This is a genomic window from Ruegeria sp. HKCCA5491, assembly GCF_013034565.1.
Taxonomy (GTDB): domain Bacteria; phylum Pseudomonadota; class Alphaproteobacteria; order Rhodobacterales; family Rhodobacteraceae; genus Ruegeria.
Genome location: NZ_WQGG01000016.1, coordinates 76051 through 89397, shown reverse-complemented (window position 1 = coordinate 89397; position 13347 = coordinate 76051). Strand labels below are relative to the sequence as shown.

Genomic DNA, 13347 nt, shown 5'->3' with positions numbered 1-13347 from the left:
CAGATTCTGGTCAAAACCCCCTTGCCAGTATGATCGAACTTGCGTAAACGGCGCTTCTGATCGCGTGACCGGCCGGATGGCATGCCGAGTCGCGTTTTGTACCGAACCCGAAAAAGGAGACGGAAATGCCTAAGATGAAGACCAAGTCGAGCGCCAAGAAGCGCTTTAAGGTGACTGCGACCGGTAAGGTCCTTGCTGGCCAGGCCGGCAAACGGCACGGCATGATTAAGCGGACCAAAAAGTTTATCCGCGACGCCCGTGGCAACACCACCCTGTCCGCCCCCGACGCCAAGATCGTCAAGGGCTACATGCCCTACGACCGCTAAGAGGAGATTAAGAGATGTCCCGCGTTAAAGGTGGAACCGTAACTCACGCCCGTCACAAGAAGGTTATCAAGGCCGCCAAAGGTTACTATGGCCGCCGCAAAAGCACCTTCAAAGTTGCACGTCAGGCCGTCGACAAGGCCAACCAGTATGCAACCCGCGACCGTAAGAACCGCAAGCGCAACTTCCGCGCGCTGTGGATCCAGCGTATCAACGCCGCTGTCCGTTCGCATGACGAGGCACTGACATATTCCCGCTTCATCAACGGTCTGAACCTGGCCGGTATCGAAGTGGACCGCAAAGTTCTGGCTGATCTGGCCGTACACGAACCGGAAGCGTTCGGTGCGATCGTCGCCAAAGCTCAGGCCGCTCTGGCTGCCTGATCCTCTGAAAAGAGACAGTGAAAGAAAGGCCGTCCCATTTGGGGCGGCTTTTTTCTTGGGGGCATTAGCGTGTCGGGCGGGTTCGAGAGAAATAAGGTTGCAGTGCTCGTCGAGTATCAGGTCTCGGTCATGTAGCGGTCAAAGACGGCCAGTGTTGGAGCATGCCCTTCAGCGAAGGACCGCCCGGTTTCACCCGCCAGGCAAACATCTGAAACCTTGCCTGAGCGGGAATGAATGTCAGCGCCGGCCAAGATAAGTGCTTCGACGACCACCGGGTTCCATTCCGAGGCGGCTGTGATCAGAGGCGTCCATTGCAGATTTTTTGACCGCTGCTCGATATCTGCGCCCAAGGCCATGCATCGTTTGATCACTTCAGTCAGTTCATTCCGTTCGATTGCGTCACAATTGCCGAAACCAAGTCCGTGCAGAACATTGTAGTCCGACCCCAACCCGAGCTTCGGATCAGCGCCCCGATCCAGAAGAAGGCGAACGACCTCCAGCGACACGCCAAACATGCAAGACATCGCCATATAAAGCGCTGTTGCTTCTAATTCTCCGTGGGTCGCGTTGATTTCCCAATGGTCCAATGCGTCCGCGACGGCCCCGAGATCGCCGTCGCTGATTGCATCAAAAATCAGTGGCTCCGGTACATGCTCTTTTACTGCTTTTTCAGCGAATTGGTTTGCGAGGTCTTGGCTGAACGATTTCTCGTTTAGCAAGTCAAACTGAGCGGCCAACTGCCCTAACTCTGGAATGGTGTCACCATATTTGGCAATCGCCGCGTCAAGTTCCGCCCGTAAAGCCTTTGCGTCCTCGGTGTTGCCTGATCCGTCGGTGATTTGGCTAATGAGAAAGTCGGAAATTCGCTGCTGAATAGAAAGGATATCCATGGTGCGGCAGTCTAGCGCGGAGTATGGCGAATTTAAGGGGAAAAAAGAAAGCGCTTATATTTGCGCTCTTATTCGATTGTGCATTTTCGGTAGAATTGTTCCCGGTGCTACGAAATATAGTCAAAACACAAGAAAACCGGCGCAATGAAGCGCCGGTTTTGTTACTTCACCGCGGTAAGGATCAACCAAACACACGCCCCAGCGCACCGTCGACCGCGTCGGTGATCTGGTCGATATCGTCCGCTGTCGCGATCAGTGCGGGCGAGAAGCACAGCGTGTTATTCTTGCCTGGCACTGAACGGTTGGTCACGCCGATGATAACCCCCTGCGCCATACAGTCCGCCACAACGGCCTGTGCCAGTTTCTCGTTCACAGGCTCACGGTTTGAGCGGTCCGACACCAGCTCGGCCCCAAGAAACAGACCCTTGCCGCGCACGTCACCGATGACCTTGTGCTTCTCCATCAGCTCTTGCAGGTTGCCCATCATGCGCGCGCCCATGTCGGTGCAGTTCTGCAGCAGGTTCTCATCCTCGATGATCCGCATGTTTTCGATCGCCGCCGCCGGACCAGCGGTGCAGCCACCAAAGGTCGAGATATCGCGGAAATAGTTCATCGGGTCGTCCGCGTTGTCCTTGAACATGTCAAAGATTTCCTCGGTCGTGACCATGCAGGCAATCGCCGCATAGCCCGAGGCGACACCCTTGGCCATGGTCACGAAATCAGGCTTCACCCCGTATTGCTGATAGCCAAACCAAGTGCCGGTGCGGCCGACACCACAGACGACCTCATCAATATGCAGAAGGATGTCGTATTTGTCGCAAATCTCCTGCACGCGCTGCCAGTAGCCCTCAGGGGCTTCAATCACGCCGCCACCTGCGGTCACAGGCTCAAGGCACAGGGCGCCCACGGTGTCGGGGCCTTCACGCAGGATGACTTCTTCGATTTGATCAGCCGCCCATTCGCCGAAATTCTCTTCGGGGGCGCCGTCCAGCTCATGCTTGCGGTATTCCATGCAATGCGGGACGCGCACGAAATCGGGTGCGAATGGGCCGTATTGCGCGTTGCGCTCGTCCTGACCACCCGCCGACATCGCCGCCAGAGTTGATCCGTGATAATCGCGGTCGCGATACAGGATCTTGGTCTTCTTGCCGCCGTATTTCTTGTGGGCGATCTGGCGGACCATCTTAAAGGCTTTCTCATTCGCCTCAGAGCCCGAGTTCATATAATAGACGCGGCTCATCCCCGGCATCTTGCTGATCAGCTTTTCCGCAAAGATCGAGCCCGGAATGGACCCGGCCGAGTTTGCGAAATAGCACAGCTTCATCAACTGGTCATAGACAGCCTTGCAGATCGATTCGCGGCCATAGCCCACGTTGACAGTCCAGACCCCGCCCGAGACCGCATCCAGATGTTCCTTGCCGTTCTGATCCCAGACGCGCATGCCTTTGCCTTCGACAATGATGCGCGGGTCGTTGGTTTCAAAGGGTTTATGTTGGATCAGGTGATGCCAGATATGGGCGCGGTCTGCCTCGACCACGCGGGAAAGATCGTTTTCGTTGAACGTGCCGTCCATGACATGTCCTTTCAGAATTTCTTGGGTGCGCAGGATGCCGGAGCTTAATCCCGGCCCGTGTGTTTTAGATGGCTCAGATCACCGCGAAAGACCATCGGTAGATAGGGCCAGATTGCATCATCGCATATTGCCAGTCCAGACCTGCGCCGTATTTCTACGGGTTTGTCAGCCGGGCAACTTTGTGATCAAGTCGCGCGATCAGACAAAGGGAGGGGAAACCGATGACTGTCGCCAACATTTATGAACGTCATCTGGATCAATGCCGCGCGAACCATACGCCGCTATCACCGCTCAGTTTCCTTGAGCGGACGGCGCAGGTTTACCCCGATTACCCGTCCGTCGTGTATGGCGAACGCAGATATACCTGGGCCGAAACATATGCCCGGTGTCGGCGTCTGGCGGGGGCACTTGCTGCGCGTGGCATTGGCAAAGGCGACACGGTTTCGATCATCGCCGCCAATATCCCTGAGATGTACGAGGCCCATTTTGGTGTCCCGATGACCGGTGCGGTGTTGAACGCGATCAACACACGGCTGGATGCGCCGATCATTGCCTTCATCCTCAACCACGCTGAATCCAAGATACTGCTTGTCGACCCTGAGTTTTCGGGCGCGGTGAAAGAGGCATTGAAGCAGGTCGATCATGATCTGCTGGTCATAGATATTGAAGATGCCAGTTTTGATGGCGGGGAAAAGCTGGGGTCCCTGACCTACGAAGCGCTTCTGTCCGAGGGCGATCCAGACCATTCTTGGTCTTTGCCGGATGACGAGTGGGACGCGATTACGCTGAACTATACCTCGGGCACGACCGGCAATCCCAAGGGCGTTGTGTATCATCACCGAGGTGCCGCGCTGAATGCGCAGTCGGACCTGTTGGACTGGGATATGCCCAAACACTCGGTCTATCTGTGGACGTTGCCGATGTTCCACTGCAATGGCTGGTGTTTCCCATGGGCGATGGCGGCGAATGCCGGGGTATCGGTCTGTCTGCGCGCTGTGCGGGATGAGCCTATCTATGCGGCCTTTCGGGATGAGAAGGTCACGCATTTCTGTGGCGCGCCGATTGTTCTGAACATGCTGGCCAATGCGCCGGATCACCTCAAGGATTTCGATCACCAGATCAAAGTGATGACTGCAGGTGCCCCGCCACCAGCCGCCGTGATCGCGAATATGGAGGGGATGGGGATCGAGGTCACTCATGTATACGGTCTGACCGAAACCTACGGCCCATCGGTTGTCTGTGCATGGAAGGACGAATGGAATGACAAATCCGCCGATGAGCGCGCCGCGCTGAAGGTCCGGCAGGGGGTTCGCTATATCGCTTTGTCGGGTTTGATGGTGGCCGACCCCGAAACGCTGGAACCGGTGCCCGCCGATGGTAAGACGATGGGCGAGATTTTCATGCAGGGCAATGTGGTGATGAAAGGGTATCTCAAGAACCCGGATGCCACGGACAAGGCGTTCAAAGGCGGGTGGTTCGCCTCTGGCGATCTGGGGGTCGTGCACCCGGACGGCTATGTCGCGCTAAAGGATCGGTCAAAGGACATTATCATCTCGGGCGGCGAGAATATCTCGTCGGTCGAGGTGGAAGATATCCTTTATAAGCACCCGGCCGTGATGGAGGCCGCAGTCGTTGCCCGCCCGGACGAGAAATGGGGCGAGACGCCCTGCGCGTTTGTCGAGCTAAAGCCCGATGCGCAGGCGACAGACGCCGAGATCATAGCCTTCTGCCGGGATAATATGGCGCATTTCAAGGCGCCCAAGACTGTGGTGTTTGGCCCATTGCCTAAGACATCAACAGGAAAGATTCAGAAGTTCAAACTGCGGGATCAGGCACGGGAACTGGACTAACTCCCCATCCTGTCAAAGATTGAAAGGTCCAGCGCAAGCATCTCGCCCATCCAGATGGCGCGGTCTCGATGATCCTCAAGATGTTGCCCGGTTTCGGGGTGGGTGAAGATGGTAAGCCCCTGCCGGTTCAGCATCAGCCAGGGGATGACCTGATCAAAGGCGTCTGCGGCGAAGGCCAACTGGCAACTCCAGCGCGGATGGGGACCGACGTTCTTGGTGTGCATTCGGCCCATCTCAACTGGGTACAGGCGCGCGGCGTCTTTACAGAGCTGCTGGGCGGTCTCTTGCGTGTCGGCGTTGAAATAGACATGGGCGTGGTAGCCGGTGATCTCGGGCATGGGAGCCTCCATCATTAGGTATGGTGAAGGTAGGTCTGCGCCGCCCGGATGCCTATGGCCATGTGCACACAGACCCTGTGCAGCAGATCAGGCGGGTACATGCCGGTCGGGGTGGGCATCTGCAAAGGCGGGGTGTACCGCGCAGGCGGCCTCGACGCTCAGAATGCGGGACAGGTTGGTCAGATCAACGTCCCAGCGGCGGGCGTTATACATCTGCGGCATCAGGCATAGATCGGCCAGACCTGGTTGCGGCCCGGTGCAATAAGGGACCTGTTCGAATCCGCCCAGAAGGGCCTCGAACGCCAACAGGCCGGGGCGGATGAAATGGCGCATCCAATCGCCCGGCATCCCTTCGGTATTTCCGCTCAGTTCTGTTGCATGGCGCGCGACCGAAAGGTTGCAGACCGGGTGCAAGTCGACGGCGATGGAGTGCGCCAGCGCAAGTGTACGAGCGCGGGCGGCAGGTTCCGCAGGCAGCAGGCCCATGCCGCGCGTCTGGTCCAGATAGTCGATGATTGCGAGTGATTGTGTTAGTTGCAGGCCGTCAATCTCGAGGACTGGCACCAAACCCTGTGGATTGCGCGCCAGATGATCGCCGGATTTGTGATCACCTGCGACCAGATCAATGGAAACCGGCTGATAGGCGATCCCGGCCAGATTCAACGCGATCCGCACCCGGTAGCTGGCTGAAGACCGCCAGTAATCATACAAAACCGTGTTCATTAGGCTCTCCTGCCAGGGTCAGTTGTCTTGGAGTTTGGCCGCTTTCAAAGCTTGGGATAACACCTCGGCATCTCCAATGTGATTGGCCAGCACCAAAACCAGCCGCGCGTTCAGGGCGTCACTTTCGGCCCTGTCCAAACCTTCATGGGCCGTCAACAGACTCGCATAGAAATTATCGGCACTGTCCAGATTGGGGGTGAGGATCAAATCGGTCATTTCGCTTACTCCTTACCGGTTGCCCGGCGGATTGCCTGGCGGAAAGCGTTTTCTTCGAAGTTGTCGCGCCGGGCCGCGACATGCTGGTCCGGACGGATCAAGTAGACGCCGCTGGTCGCGTCACCCAGATATCGGCGTTTCAAATCCAGTGTCGGATCATCCTTTACAGACAACGCAAGCCGCGTGGCTACGACGCCGTCTTCTTCCAGGCTGTCCGGTGCGTCGGCATCAATCGTCAGCAGGGTGAACTTGCCCGCAAGCTTGGGCAGCAGGAACGCATCGCCCAGCGGTGCATCGGGACAGGCCGAGCCGGGTCGTGTGATGTCAGGCCCGTTCAGGGCATCAGCCGAGTTCAGGGAAGACCCCGTGTAGGTGCAAGGGGTGCTCAGACGTCCGGAATTTACCAGCGGGCGGGCAAAGTCATAGTGTTCGCTGAGGTCCAGAACCGCATCTCGCAACAGGCGCGACATCTCGGACTTGGGCGTGATGAAATCGGTTGAGCGCGTGGACATGCTGATATTCTCATCCGCTGCCTGCACGCGTTCGCGGCTGTAGCTGTCCAGCAGCAATTCGGGTGCCTGCCCGTCAATCACCAGCTTCAGTTTCCAGCACAGGTTGTCCGTGTCCTGAATGCCGGAATTGGCACCACGCGCACCAAACGGGCTGACCTGATGGGAGCTGTCCCCGGCAAAGAGGACGCGACCATAGCGGAAACGCTCCATCCGGCGGCATTGGAAGGTGTAGATAGAGACCCATTCCAGATCGAACTCAACATCTTCACCCAGCATTTGTTTGAGGCGCGGGATAACGTTTTCCGGCCGTTTCTCACGCTCTTTGTCGATGTCCCAACCCAGTTGCAGGTCAATACGCCAGACATTGTCTGGCTGTTTGTGCAGCAACGCGGATTGGCCGCGGTTGAAGGGTGGGTCGAACCAGAACCAGCGTTCGGTCGGAAAATCGGCCTCCATCACCACATCGGCGATCAGGAAATTGTCCTCGAACACACGCCCGTCAAAGTCCAGCCCCAGCATCCGGCGGGTCGGAGAGTGCGCACCGTCACAGGCGATCAGCCAGTCGGCTTCGACATTGTAGGGACCTTCCGGCGTTTCAACCTCAAGCTTGACGTGGTCGTCATGGGTGCCGATGGCCTCGACCTTGTTGCGGCCACGTATTTCCACGGGCGCACCCTCAGCCTGAAGATCTCGGATGCGATCGACCAGAATGCGCTCCAGATGATATTGCTGAAGGTTGATGAAGGCAGGGTTTCCATAGCCTTTCTCAGGTTGAAGGTTGAACTCGTAGACCTTGCGATTGTCAAAGAACACTTTGCCCGCGTCCCACTGGACGCCGGTATCAACCATGGGTTTGCCGCCGCCCAAGCGATCGGCAATGTCCAGCGTGCGCTGCGAGAAACAGATGGCCCGACTGCCAAAACTGACCTTGTCGTTTTCGTCCAGCACCACGACCTCAACCCCTTGTTGCGCAAGGTCGATTGCCGCGGCAAGCCCGATGGGTCCGGCCCCGATGACGATTACCTTGTGGCGCACCGGGGTAGACGCATCCTGATCGGGGCTGCGGTCATAGGCGTAAAGCGGCGTTTCGAAAATCTTGTTCATGGGTTCTCCCCCGATGCTTTAGCGCGACTGGCGCAAAACTCTGGTCCCTGGGCATTGCCATGCCGGAGGTCATACACGATGATTTCACTGATTTTTCCGGCGCAAAACGATCTGGATCAAATGCGACGGTATGTCCCTAGCCCTGCAATGCCTCCCACATTTCAAGATCGCGCTGCGCGGTCCAGATGCGCGGAGTGTCGATGCCGCGCGCTTCGTCATAGGCGCGGGCGACGTTGAATGGCAGGCAATGTTCGTAGATTGCGTAGTCCGAGAATTTGGGATCGCATTCGGCGCGAACGGCATCCCAAGCTTCTTTCAATGAACCGCCACGTGCGGCAACCCTGGCCGCCGGACGATAGGTGCTTTCCACAAAGTCGCGTGTGTTTTCAATCGCGGCATTCACCATGCTTTTGCCAACCAACGCGTCCCCGCGTCCCGGTGCAATTGCATCGACATCGAACCACTTGATTTCGTCCAGCGTGTCGCCCCAATCGCTGAAATGACCATCACCGCAGTAGCAGGCCGAGTGATATTCGACGATGTCACCGGTAAACATAACGTTCTGATCGGGCACGTGGATCACGATATCGCCTGCCGTGTGCGCGCGGCCCAGATGCATCAGATCAACCCGGCGGTTGCCTAGATAGACGGTCATCGTGTCGCTGAAGGTGGAGGTGGGCCATGTCAGGCCGGGGATGCTTTCGTGTCCTTCGAACAGCCGAGGGAAGCGTTGGAATTCGCTGTCCCAGTCTTCCTGCCCGCGTTCCACGACCATGGCTCGGGCCATGGCGGACATAATGATCTGTTGCGCACCAAAGGCGCTGGCACCCAGCACCCTGACAGCGTGATAGTGGGTCAGCGCGACGTGGGTAATGGGTTTGTCCGTAACCGAGCGAACGCATTCGATGACCTTGTTTGCCAGACGCGGCGTTGCCTGTGCCTCGATAATCATCACGCTGTCGTCGCCGATGATGACACCAGAATTCGGATCCCCTTCGGCGGTGAAGGCGTATAGGCCTTCGCCTACCTCAGTAAACGAGATGTTCTTTTCAGACATGTCCCCTTGGGACGCGAAAGCTTTTGCCATCGTTCAACCTTTTATTTTGTAGTCGATTTGCAGAATGCCGCCCGGCAGTTTTGTGACGTCCAGCAGCGTCAGATCGTGCTGTTTTCCGGCGGCAAAACAGGGCAGTCCCTGACCAAGCAGGGTTGGCATGATAAAAACACGAAGCGTGTCGAACATTCCGGCGTCAATCGCTGCCCGCTGTGTTTTGCCACCGCCAAGAATCCAGACCTTCTTATGCCCGGCTTCCAAAATGGCAGTTTTCAGGGACTCTATGCTGCCCGCAGCGGCGATGTGTGGGCCTTTGATCTTGGTCTGCCGGGTCAACACATAGGCGGGCCGTTCGTCATATGGCCAGCCCCATCCAAGAACCTGATCATAAGTCGCGCGACCCATGATCAGCGCGTCGATGGACGATATGAATTCTCCATAGCCCCCGTCGCCCCCGTCCGAGGCCAGGGCTTCGTTGAACGGGTTCAGCCAATCGACACTGCCGTCGGGATCAGCGATGAATCCGTCCAGGCTCATCGCGATGTATCCGACATACGTGGGGTTCGCCGTCATGGGTTAGCGCCCGTAAGGGTCTTGCAGGGCAGGCAGGACCGTGCCCACGCAGTCACCAAACCCGATTGTGTAGCCTTCGCCCTTCGCCTCACCGGTCAGGGTCAGGGTATCGCCGTCTTCGATAAAGGTACGGGATTCGCCCGTGTCCAGAGTAAGCGGTTCTTTCCCGCCCCAGCTCAGTTCCAGAAGCGAGCCGCGCTCGGGCTTTGTTGGCCCCGATATTGTGCCGGACCCCAGCAGATCGCCTGTGTTCATCGGGCAGCCCGAGGTCGAGTGATGGGCCAGTTGCTGCGCCGAGGAATAGTACATCTCTTTGTAATTCGTTCTGGCGATTGTTGTGGCGGGCTTCCCTTCGGGTGCCATTGTTACCGACAGATCAATGTCATACAGCATCGGGCCGCAGTCTTTCAGGTGATCCAGCAACTCGAATTCGCGCGCAGGGGTGTCGCATCGGAACGGTTCCAGTGCCGCCTTGGTGACAATCCAGGGGCTGATGGATGTCGCTGTGGCCTTGGCTTGAAAGGGTCCAAGCGGCTGATATTCCCACGCCTGAATGTCACGCGCGGACCAATCGTTCAGCAGGACATAGCCAAAGATATTATTGTCGGCTTCTTGCACTGTGATGGGCCCATCCGAAGGCGTGCCCACGAGCGCGCCCATTTCCAGTTCTATGTCGAAACGACGGCTGGGCAAAAAGGCCGGGCGGTCGTGGTCGGGCGATTTCAACTGACCCCAAGGGCGGCGAATATCGGTGCCGGAAACCACCACCGAAGACGCGCGACCGTTATAGCCAATCGGAATGTGCAACCAGTTCGGCGGCAGGGCGTTATCGGGGCCACGGAACATGGTGCCGACATTCTGCGCGTGATGCCGTCCGGCGTAAAAATCGGTGTATTCGCTGACCGCGACAGGCATGTGCATCTCGGCGTCGCTTTGGGCGACCAGCAGGTGTTCAATGTCGGACCGTGTCTCGCTGCCCTCGGCCAGAAGGTCTGTCAGCCGGTCCCGCAGCGCAGCCCAGACCGCTGGGCCTTGTTCCATCAGCGGGTTCCAGAAGGGCAGGTCGAACAGCGGCTCGTCCGCCAATTGGATCAAACCTTCGGCTTCGGCGGCGGTGACATCAAAGATCATGTCACCGATCGCCACGCCGCAGCGCGGTTCATCGCCTTCGGTCGAGAATACGCCATAAGGCAGGTTGTTCAGCGGAAATGGGTGGTGGGCGTCATTGGCCGAAGCCACCCAGGATGTCTTTAAAGGCATCAGTGATCCTTGTTTTCTGATTTTTTAAGTATCCCGCAGGGATTTCAGGCCCAGCAGAAGGGCCGCCAAAATCATGAAGCTGCCACCGGCCCGATCCAACCACAGCCTGGCGGACCCTCTCAAGCGCGTGGCCAGCCAACTGGCGCTGCCGCCATATGCGGTCAGGAATAGCCCATCGAGTGTCAGGTATGTGGCCGAGAGGATTGCGAATTGTGGCCAGAACGGAAGCGCCCCGTCGATGAACAGGGGAAACAGCGCCGCGAAAAAAACCACGGCCTTGGGGTTCGCGGCCGAGGTGACAAAGCCCTGCGTCCAGAGCGCTTTGCGACTGGCAGGTCGCGCCGATTGGGTCTGCTTCCCTCCGGTTTTCACAATCATGCGAAGTCCAAGATAAACCAGATAAGCAACGCCCAGCCATTTGATCACCGCCAGCGCTGTGCCCGACGCTGCGATGATTGCGGCAAGGCCCAGTCCAGCCGCCAGCATCTGCAGCAGGTTCGCCGTCAGATCGCCTGCCGCTGTGAATAGGCCGCGCTTCAACCCGTTGGCCGCCGAATTCGACAGCATCAGCAACTGGCTGGGGCCCGGTGTACTCATCAACAGCAGCACTGTTGCGATATAGGTGATCCAGATATCGAAGCTCATCACTTTTTCCCCGGCGTACCGTCAAACTTTTTCTCAAGAGAGGTCCAGCAGTCAATGTAGTCATCCTGCAGCGGGGCTTCACTTGCTGCAAATCGGGTCAAATGCTGAGGGAACCGGGTTTCGAACATGAAGGACATGGTGTTGTCCAGCTTGTCTGGCCCAAGGTTGGAGTTTGACGCGTTGTCGAACGCCTCGCGGTCGGGGCCGTGCGGCAGCATCATGTTGTGCAGGCTCATTCCACCGGGAACAAAGCCCTGAGGTTTGGCGTCGTACTGGCCGTAGATGTTGCCCATCAGCTCGGACATGATGTTCTTATGGTACCACGGCGGACGGAACGTGTCTTCGGCCACCATCCAGCGTTCTCGGAATAGGACAAAGTCGATATTGGCCGTACCCGGCTGACCTGATGGGGCTGTCAGCACGGTAAAGATTGACGGATCGGGGTGATCGAACAGGATCGCTCCGACCGGGCAATACGTGCGTAGGTCGTATTTATAGGGCGCGTAATTGCCGTGCCATGCCACCACGTCCAGCGGGCTTTGACCGATCTTCGTCGTATGGAACTGACCACACCATTTGACAGTGACGGTCGAGGGAACCTCACGGTCCTCAAACGCAGCGACAGGGGCTTTGAAGTCGCGCGGATTGGCCATGCAATTGGCCCCGATTGGACCGCGGCCGGGCAATTCGAACTTTTGTCCGTAGTTTTCGCAGACAAACCCGCGCGCGGGACCTTCCAGAACCTCCACCCGGTACACCAGACCGCGCGGGATGATGGCGATCTCTTTCGGCTCGAGGTCGATGATCCCCAATTCGGTCGCAAAGCGCAGGCGGCCTTCCTGCGGCACAACCAGCAGCTCGGAATCGGCTGAGAAGAAGTAGTCATCCACCATGGATTCGGTGACCAGATAGATATGGCTGGCCATGCCCACCTGCGTGTTCACGTCGCCAGCCGTGGTCATGGTGCGCATCCCAGTCAGCCATGTCAGCCCTTCGTCCGAATGGGCCACCGCGTCCCAGCGGTACTGGCCCAGACTGATCACATCCGGATCAACAGAAGGTGCAGATTTCCAATAGGGCAGGTCGATCTTTTCGTAGCGATGCGAATGTTTTACCGAAGGCCGGATACGATAGCACCACGTCCGCTCGGGCGGGTTGGCCGTAAAGGCGGTGCCGCTGAGTTGCTCACCATACAATCCGTAATTGCAGCGCTGCGGGCTGTTCATCCCTTGGGGCAAAGCGCCGGGCAGGGCCTCGGTTTCGAAGTCGTTGCCAAAGCCGGGCATATAGCCTTCGTGCGTCCCTACCGGGCTGCTGGCTTGTGTCAGGCTGTGCGGATCAGTCGGACGATTCATCCCGTGTTCCTCCATTTGCTACTTGTCCGATAATAGTTGATTTTGTAACTAACAAGCATGACTAGCGCGGATTCCGACAAAAAAGATGAATTTGATCTGCGGGTTTTCCTGCCCTATCTGCTGAACCGGGCGGCCGAGGAAAGTTCGTTGGAGTTTCAGCGCGCCTATAAGGACCGGTATGGGATGTTGCGCACCGAGTGGCGCGTTTTGTTCCATCTGGGCAATTACGGCGAAATGACCGCGAAAGAGATTGGTGAGCGCGCGCGGATCCACAAGACTAAGATCAGTCGTGCGGTCAGCAGGCTTGAACAGCGCAGATATCTGGTACGCAAACGAAGCGACACAGATCGCAGGGTTGAAATACTGACGCTGACAGCCGCCGGGCAAACGGTTTATCGCGAATTATGCGATATTGCCCAGCGATACGACGCAAAGCTGGCGGGGATGTTCAGTGCGGACGAGGTTACCCTGTTGCGCCAAATGCTGCAGCGACTGGCGGATATGATGTGAGGACTGGTAATCTGTTCGTGATGACCCCAGATGAAACC

General features: G+C 57.7%; 15 protein-coding genes. 4 read left to right on the top strand and 11 right to left on the bottom strand.

Translation table 11 applies throughout. The features are described from left to right. Window positions 1-125 precede the first annotated feature (125 nt). A complete protein-coding gene (rpmI, locus tag GOV88_RS19090) occupies window positions 126-326 on the top strand; it encodes a 50S ribosomal protein L35 (protein WP_010443552.1) in 201 nt (66 codons plus the stop codon). 14 nt (window positions 327-340) lie between these two features. Beyond that, window positions 341-706, top strand: a complete 366-nt coding sequence (rplT, locus tag GOV88_RS19085; protein WP_008756009.1) for a 50S ribosomal protein L20 — start codon at window positions 341-343, stop codon at window positions 704-706. Between the two features lie 116 nt (window positions 707-822). On the opposite strand, the gene GOV88_RS19080 is transcribed toward rplT, so the two are convergent. Both GOV88_RS19080 and GOV88_RS19075 read right to left on the bottom strand, forming a co-directional pair. After that, the gene (locus GOV88_RS19080; protein ID WP_171241396.1) at window positions 823-1596 is read right to left on the bottom strand and encodes an ankyrin repeat domain-containing protein; all 774 of its coding nucleotides are present in this window, start codon (window positions 1594-1596) and stop codon (window positions 823-825) included. A gap of 181 nt (window positions 1597-1777) precedes the next feature. Further along, window positions 1778-3169 carry an aspartate aminotransferase family protein gene (locus tag GOV88_RS19075; RefSeq protein ID WP_171241395.1) on the bottom strand — a complete coding sequence of 464 codons (1392 nt, stop codon included), beginning with the start codon at window positions 3167-3169 and terminating at the stop codon, window positions 1778-1780. 221 nt (window positions 3170-3390) lie between these two features. Between GOV88_RS19075 and GOV88_RS19070 the strand changes: the two genes are divergently transcribed. Next, complete coding sequence (locus GOV88_RS19070) at window positions 3391-5019, top strand: acyl-CoA synthetase (RefSeq protein WP_171241394.1); 1629 nt, start codon at window positions 3391-3393, stop codon at window positions 5017-5019. Here the strand turns inward: GOV88_RS19070 and GOV88_RS19065 are convergent. The 9 genes from GOV88_RS19065 to hmgA all read right to left on the bottom strand — a co-directional run bounded on the left by GOV88_RS19065 (window position 5016) and on the right by hmgA (window position 12799). Then, entirely contained in the window at window positions 5016-5357 is a 342-nt protein-coding gene (locus GOV88_RS19065) for a DOPA 4,5-dioxygenase family protein (RefSeq protein ID WP_171212654.1), read from the bottom strand. The genes GOV88_RS19070 and GOV88_RS19065 overlap by 4 nt on opposite strands. An 87-nt stretch (window positions 5358-5444) precedes the next feature. Further along, on the bottom strand, window positions 5445-6080 hold the full coding sequence (gene maiA, locus GOV88_RS19060) for a maleylacetoacetate isomerase (protein ID WP_171241393.1): 636 nt from the start codon (window positions 6078-6080) through the stop codon (window positions 5445-5447). Between the two features lie 18 nt (window positions 6081-6098). Further along, a complete protein-coding gene (locus tag GOV88_RS19055) occupies window positions 6099-6296 on the bottom strand; it encodes a DUF2783 domain-containing protein (protein ID WP_171241392.1) in 198 nt (65 codons plus the stop codon). Window positions 6297-6301: 5 nt separating this feature from the next. Continuing rightward, the gene (locus GOV88_RS19050) at window positions 6302-7912 is read right to left on the bottom strand and encodes an FAD-dependent oxidoreductase (protein ID WP_171241391.1); all 1611 of its coding nucleotides are present in this window, start codon (window positions 7910-7912) and stop codon (window positions 6302-6304) included. A 136-nt stretch (window positions 7913-8048) separates the two neighbouring features. After that, complete coding sequence (locus tag GOV88_RS19045; protein WP_171241390.1) at window positions 8049-8999, bottom strand: MBL fold metallo-hydrolase; 951 nt, start codon at window positions 8997-8999, stop codon at window positions 8049-8051. Window positions 9000-9002: 3 nt separating this feature from the next. Next, on the bottom strand, window positions 9003-9539 hold the full coding sequence (locus GOV88_RS19040) for a dihydrofolate reductase family protein (RefSeq protein WP_171241389.1): 537 nt from the start codon (window positions 9537-9539) through the stop codon (window positions 9003-9005). Window positions 9540-9542: 3 nt separating this feature from the next. After that, window positions 9543-10799 (bottom strand): fumarylacetoacetase, encoded by a 1257-nt coding sequence (gene fahA, locus GOV88_RS19035; RefSeq protein ID WP_171125374.1) that lies wholly within the window; start codon window positions 10797-10799, stop codon window positions 9543-9545. A 24-nt stretch (window positions 10800-10823) separates the two neighbouring features. Further along, window positions 10824-11444 carry a LysE family translocator gene (locus GOV88_RS19030; RefSeq protein WP_171241388.1) on the bottom strand — a complete coding sequence of 207 codons (621 nt, stop codon included), beginning with the start codon at window positions 11442-11444 and terminating at the stop codon, window positions 10824-10826. Further along, window positions 11444-12799: a homogentisate 1,2-dioxygenase gene (gene hmgA, locus GOV88_RS19025; protein WP_171125370.1), complete on the bottom strand. Its 1356-nt coding sequence runs from the start codon at window positions 12797-12799 to the stop codon at window positions 11444-11446. The genes GOV88_RS19030 and hmgA overlap by 1 nt, the downstream gene beginning before the upstream one ends. 57 nt (window positions 12800-12856) lie before the next feature. Between hmgA and GOV88_RS19020 the strand changes: the two genes are divergently transcribed. Further along, the gene (locus GOV88_RS19020; protein WP_171125368.1) at window positions 12857-13309 is read left to right on the top strand and encodes a MarR family winged helix-turn-helix transcriptional regulator; all 453 of its coding nucleotides are present in this window, start codon (window positions 12857-12859) and stop codon (window positions 13307-13309) included. The last annotated feature ends 38 nt before the right edge of the window (window positions 13310-13347 follow it).

Excerpts from the sequence above, each read along its gene's own strand:
- rpmI (WP_010443552.1), top strand. The coding sequence starts at position 126 with ATGCCTAAGATGAAGACCAAGTCGAGCGCCAAGAAGCGCTTTAAGGTG.
- rplT (WP_008756009.1), top strand. The coding sequence starts at position 341 with ATGTCCCGCGTTAAAGGTGGAACCGTAACTCACGCCCGTCACAAGAAG.
- GOV88_RS19080 (WP_171241396.1), bottom strand. The coding sequence starts at position 1,596 with ATGGATATCCTTTCTATTCAGCAGCGAATTTCCGACTTTCTCATTAGC.
- GOV88_RS19075 (WP_171241395.1), bottom strand. The coding sequence starts at position 3,169 with ATGGACGGCACGTTCAACGAAAACGATCTTTCCCGCGTGGTCGAGGCA.
- GOV88_RS19070 (WP_171241394.1), top strand. The coding sequence starts at position 3,391 with ATGACTGTCGCCAACATTTATGAACGTCATCTGGATCAATGCCGCGCG.
- GOV88_RS19065 (WP_171212654.1), bottom strand. The coding sequence starts at position 5,357 with ATGCCCGAGATCACCGGCTACCACGCCCATGTCTATTTCAACGCCGAC.
- maiA (WP_171241393.1), bottom strand. The coding sequence starts at position 6,080 with ATGAACACGGTTTTGTATGATTACTGGCGGTCTTCAGCCAGCTACCGG.
- GOV88_RS19055 (WP_171241392.1), bottom strand. The coding sequence starts at position 6,296 with ATGACCGATTTGATCCTCACCCCCAATCTGGACAGTGCCGATAATTTC.
- GOV88_RS19050 (WP_171241391.1), bottom strand. The coding sequence starts at position 7,912 with ATGAACAAGATTTTCGAAACGCCGCTTTACGCCTATGACCGCAGCCCC.
- GOV88_RS19045 (WP_171241390.1), bottom strand. The coding sequence starts at position 8,999 with ATGGCAAAAGCTTTCGCGTCCCAAGGGGACATGTCTGAAAAGAACATC.
- GOV88_RS19040 (WP_171241389.1), bottom strand. The coding sequence starts at position 9,539 with ATGACGGCGAACCCCACGTATGTCGGATACATCGCGATGAGCCTGGAC.
- fahA (WP_171125374.1), bottom strand. The coding sequence starts at position 10,799 with ATGCCTTTAAAGACATCCTGGGTGGCTTCGGCCAATGACGCCCACCAC.
- GOV88_RS19030 (WP_171241388.1), bottom strand. The coding sequence starts at position 11,444 with ATGAGCTTCGATATCTGGATCACCTATATCGCAACAGTGCTGCTGTTG.
- hmgA (WP_171125370.1), bottom strand. The coding sequence starts at position 12,799 with ATGAATCGTCCGACTGATCCGCACAGCCTGACACAAGCCAGCAGCCCG.
- GOV88_RS19020 (WP_171125368.1), top strand. The coding sequence starts at position 12,857 with ATGACTAGCGCGGATTCCGACAAAAAAGATGAATTTGATCTGCGGGTT.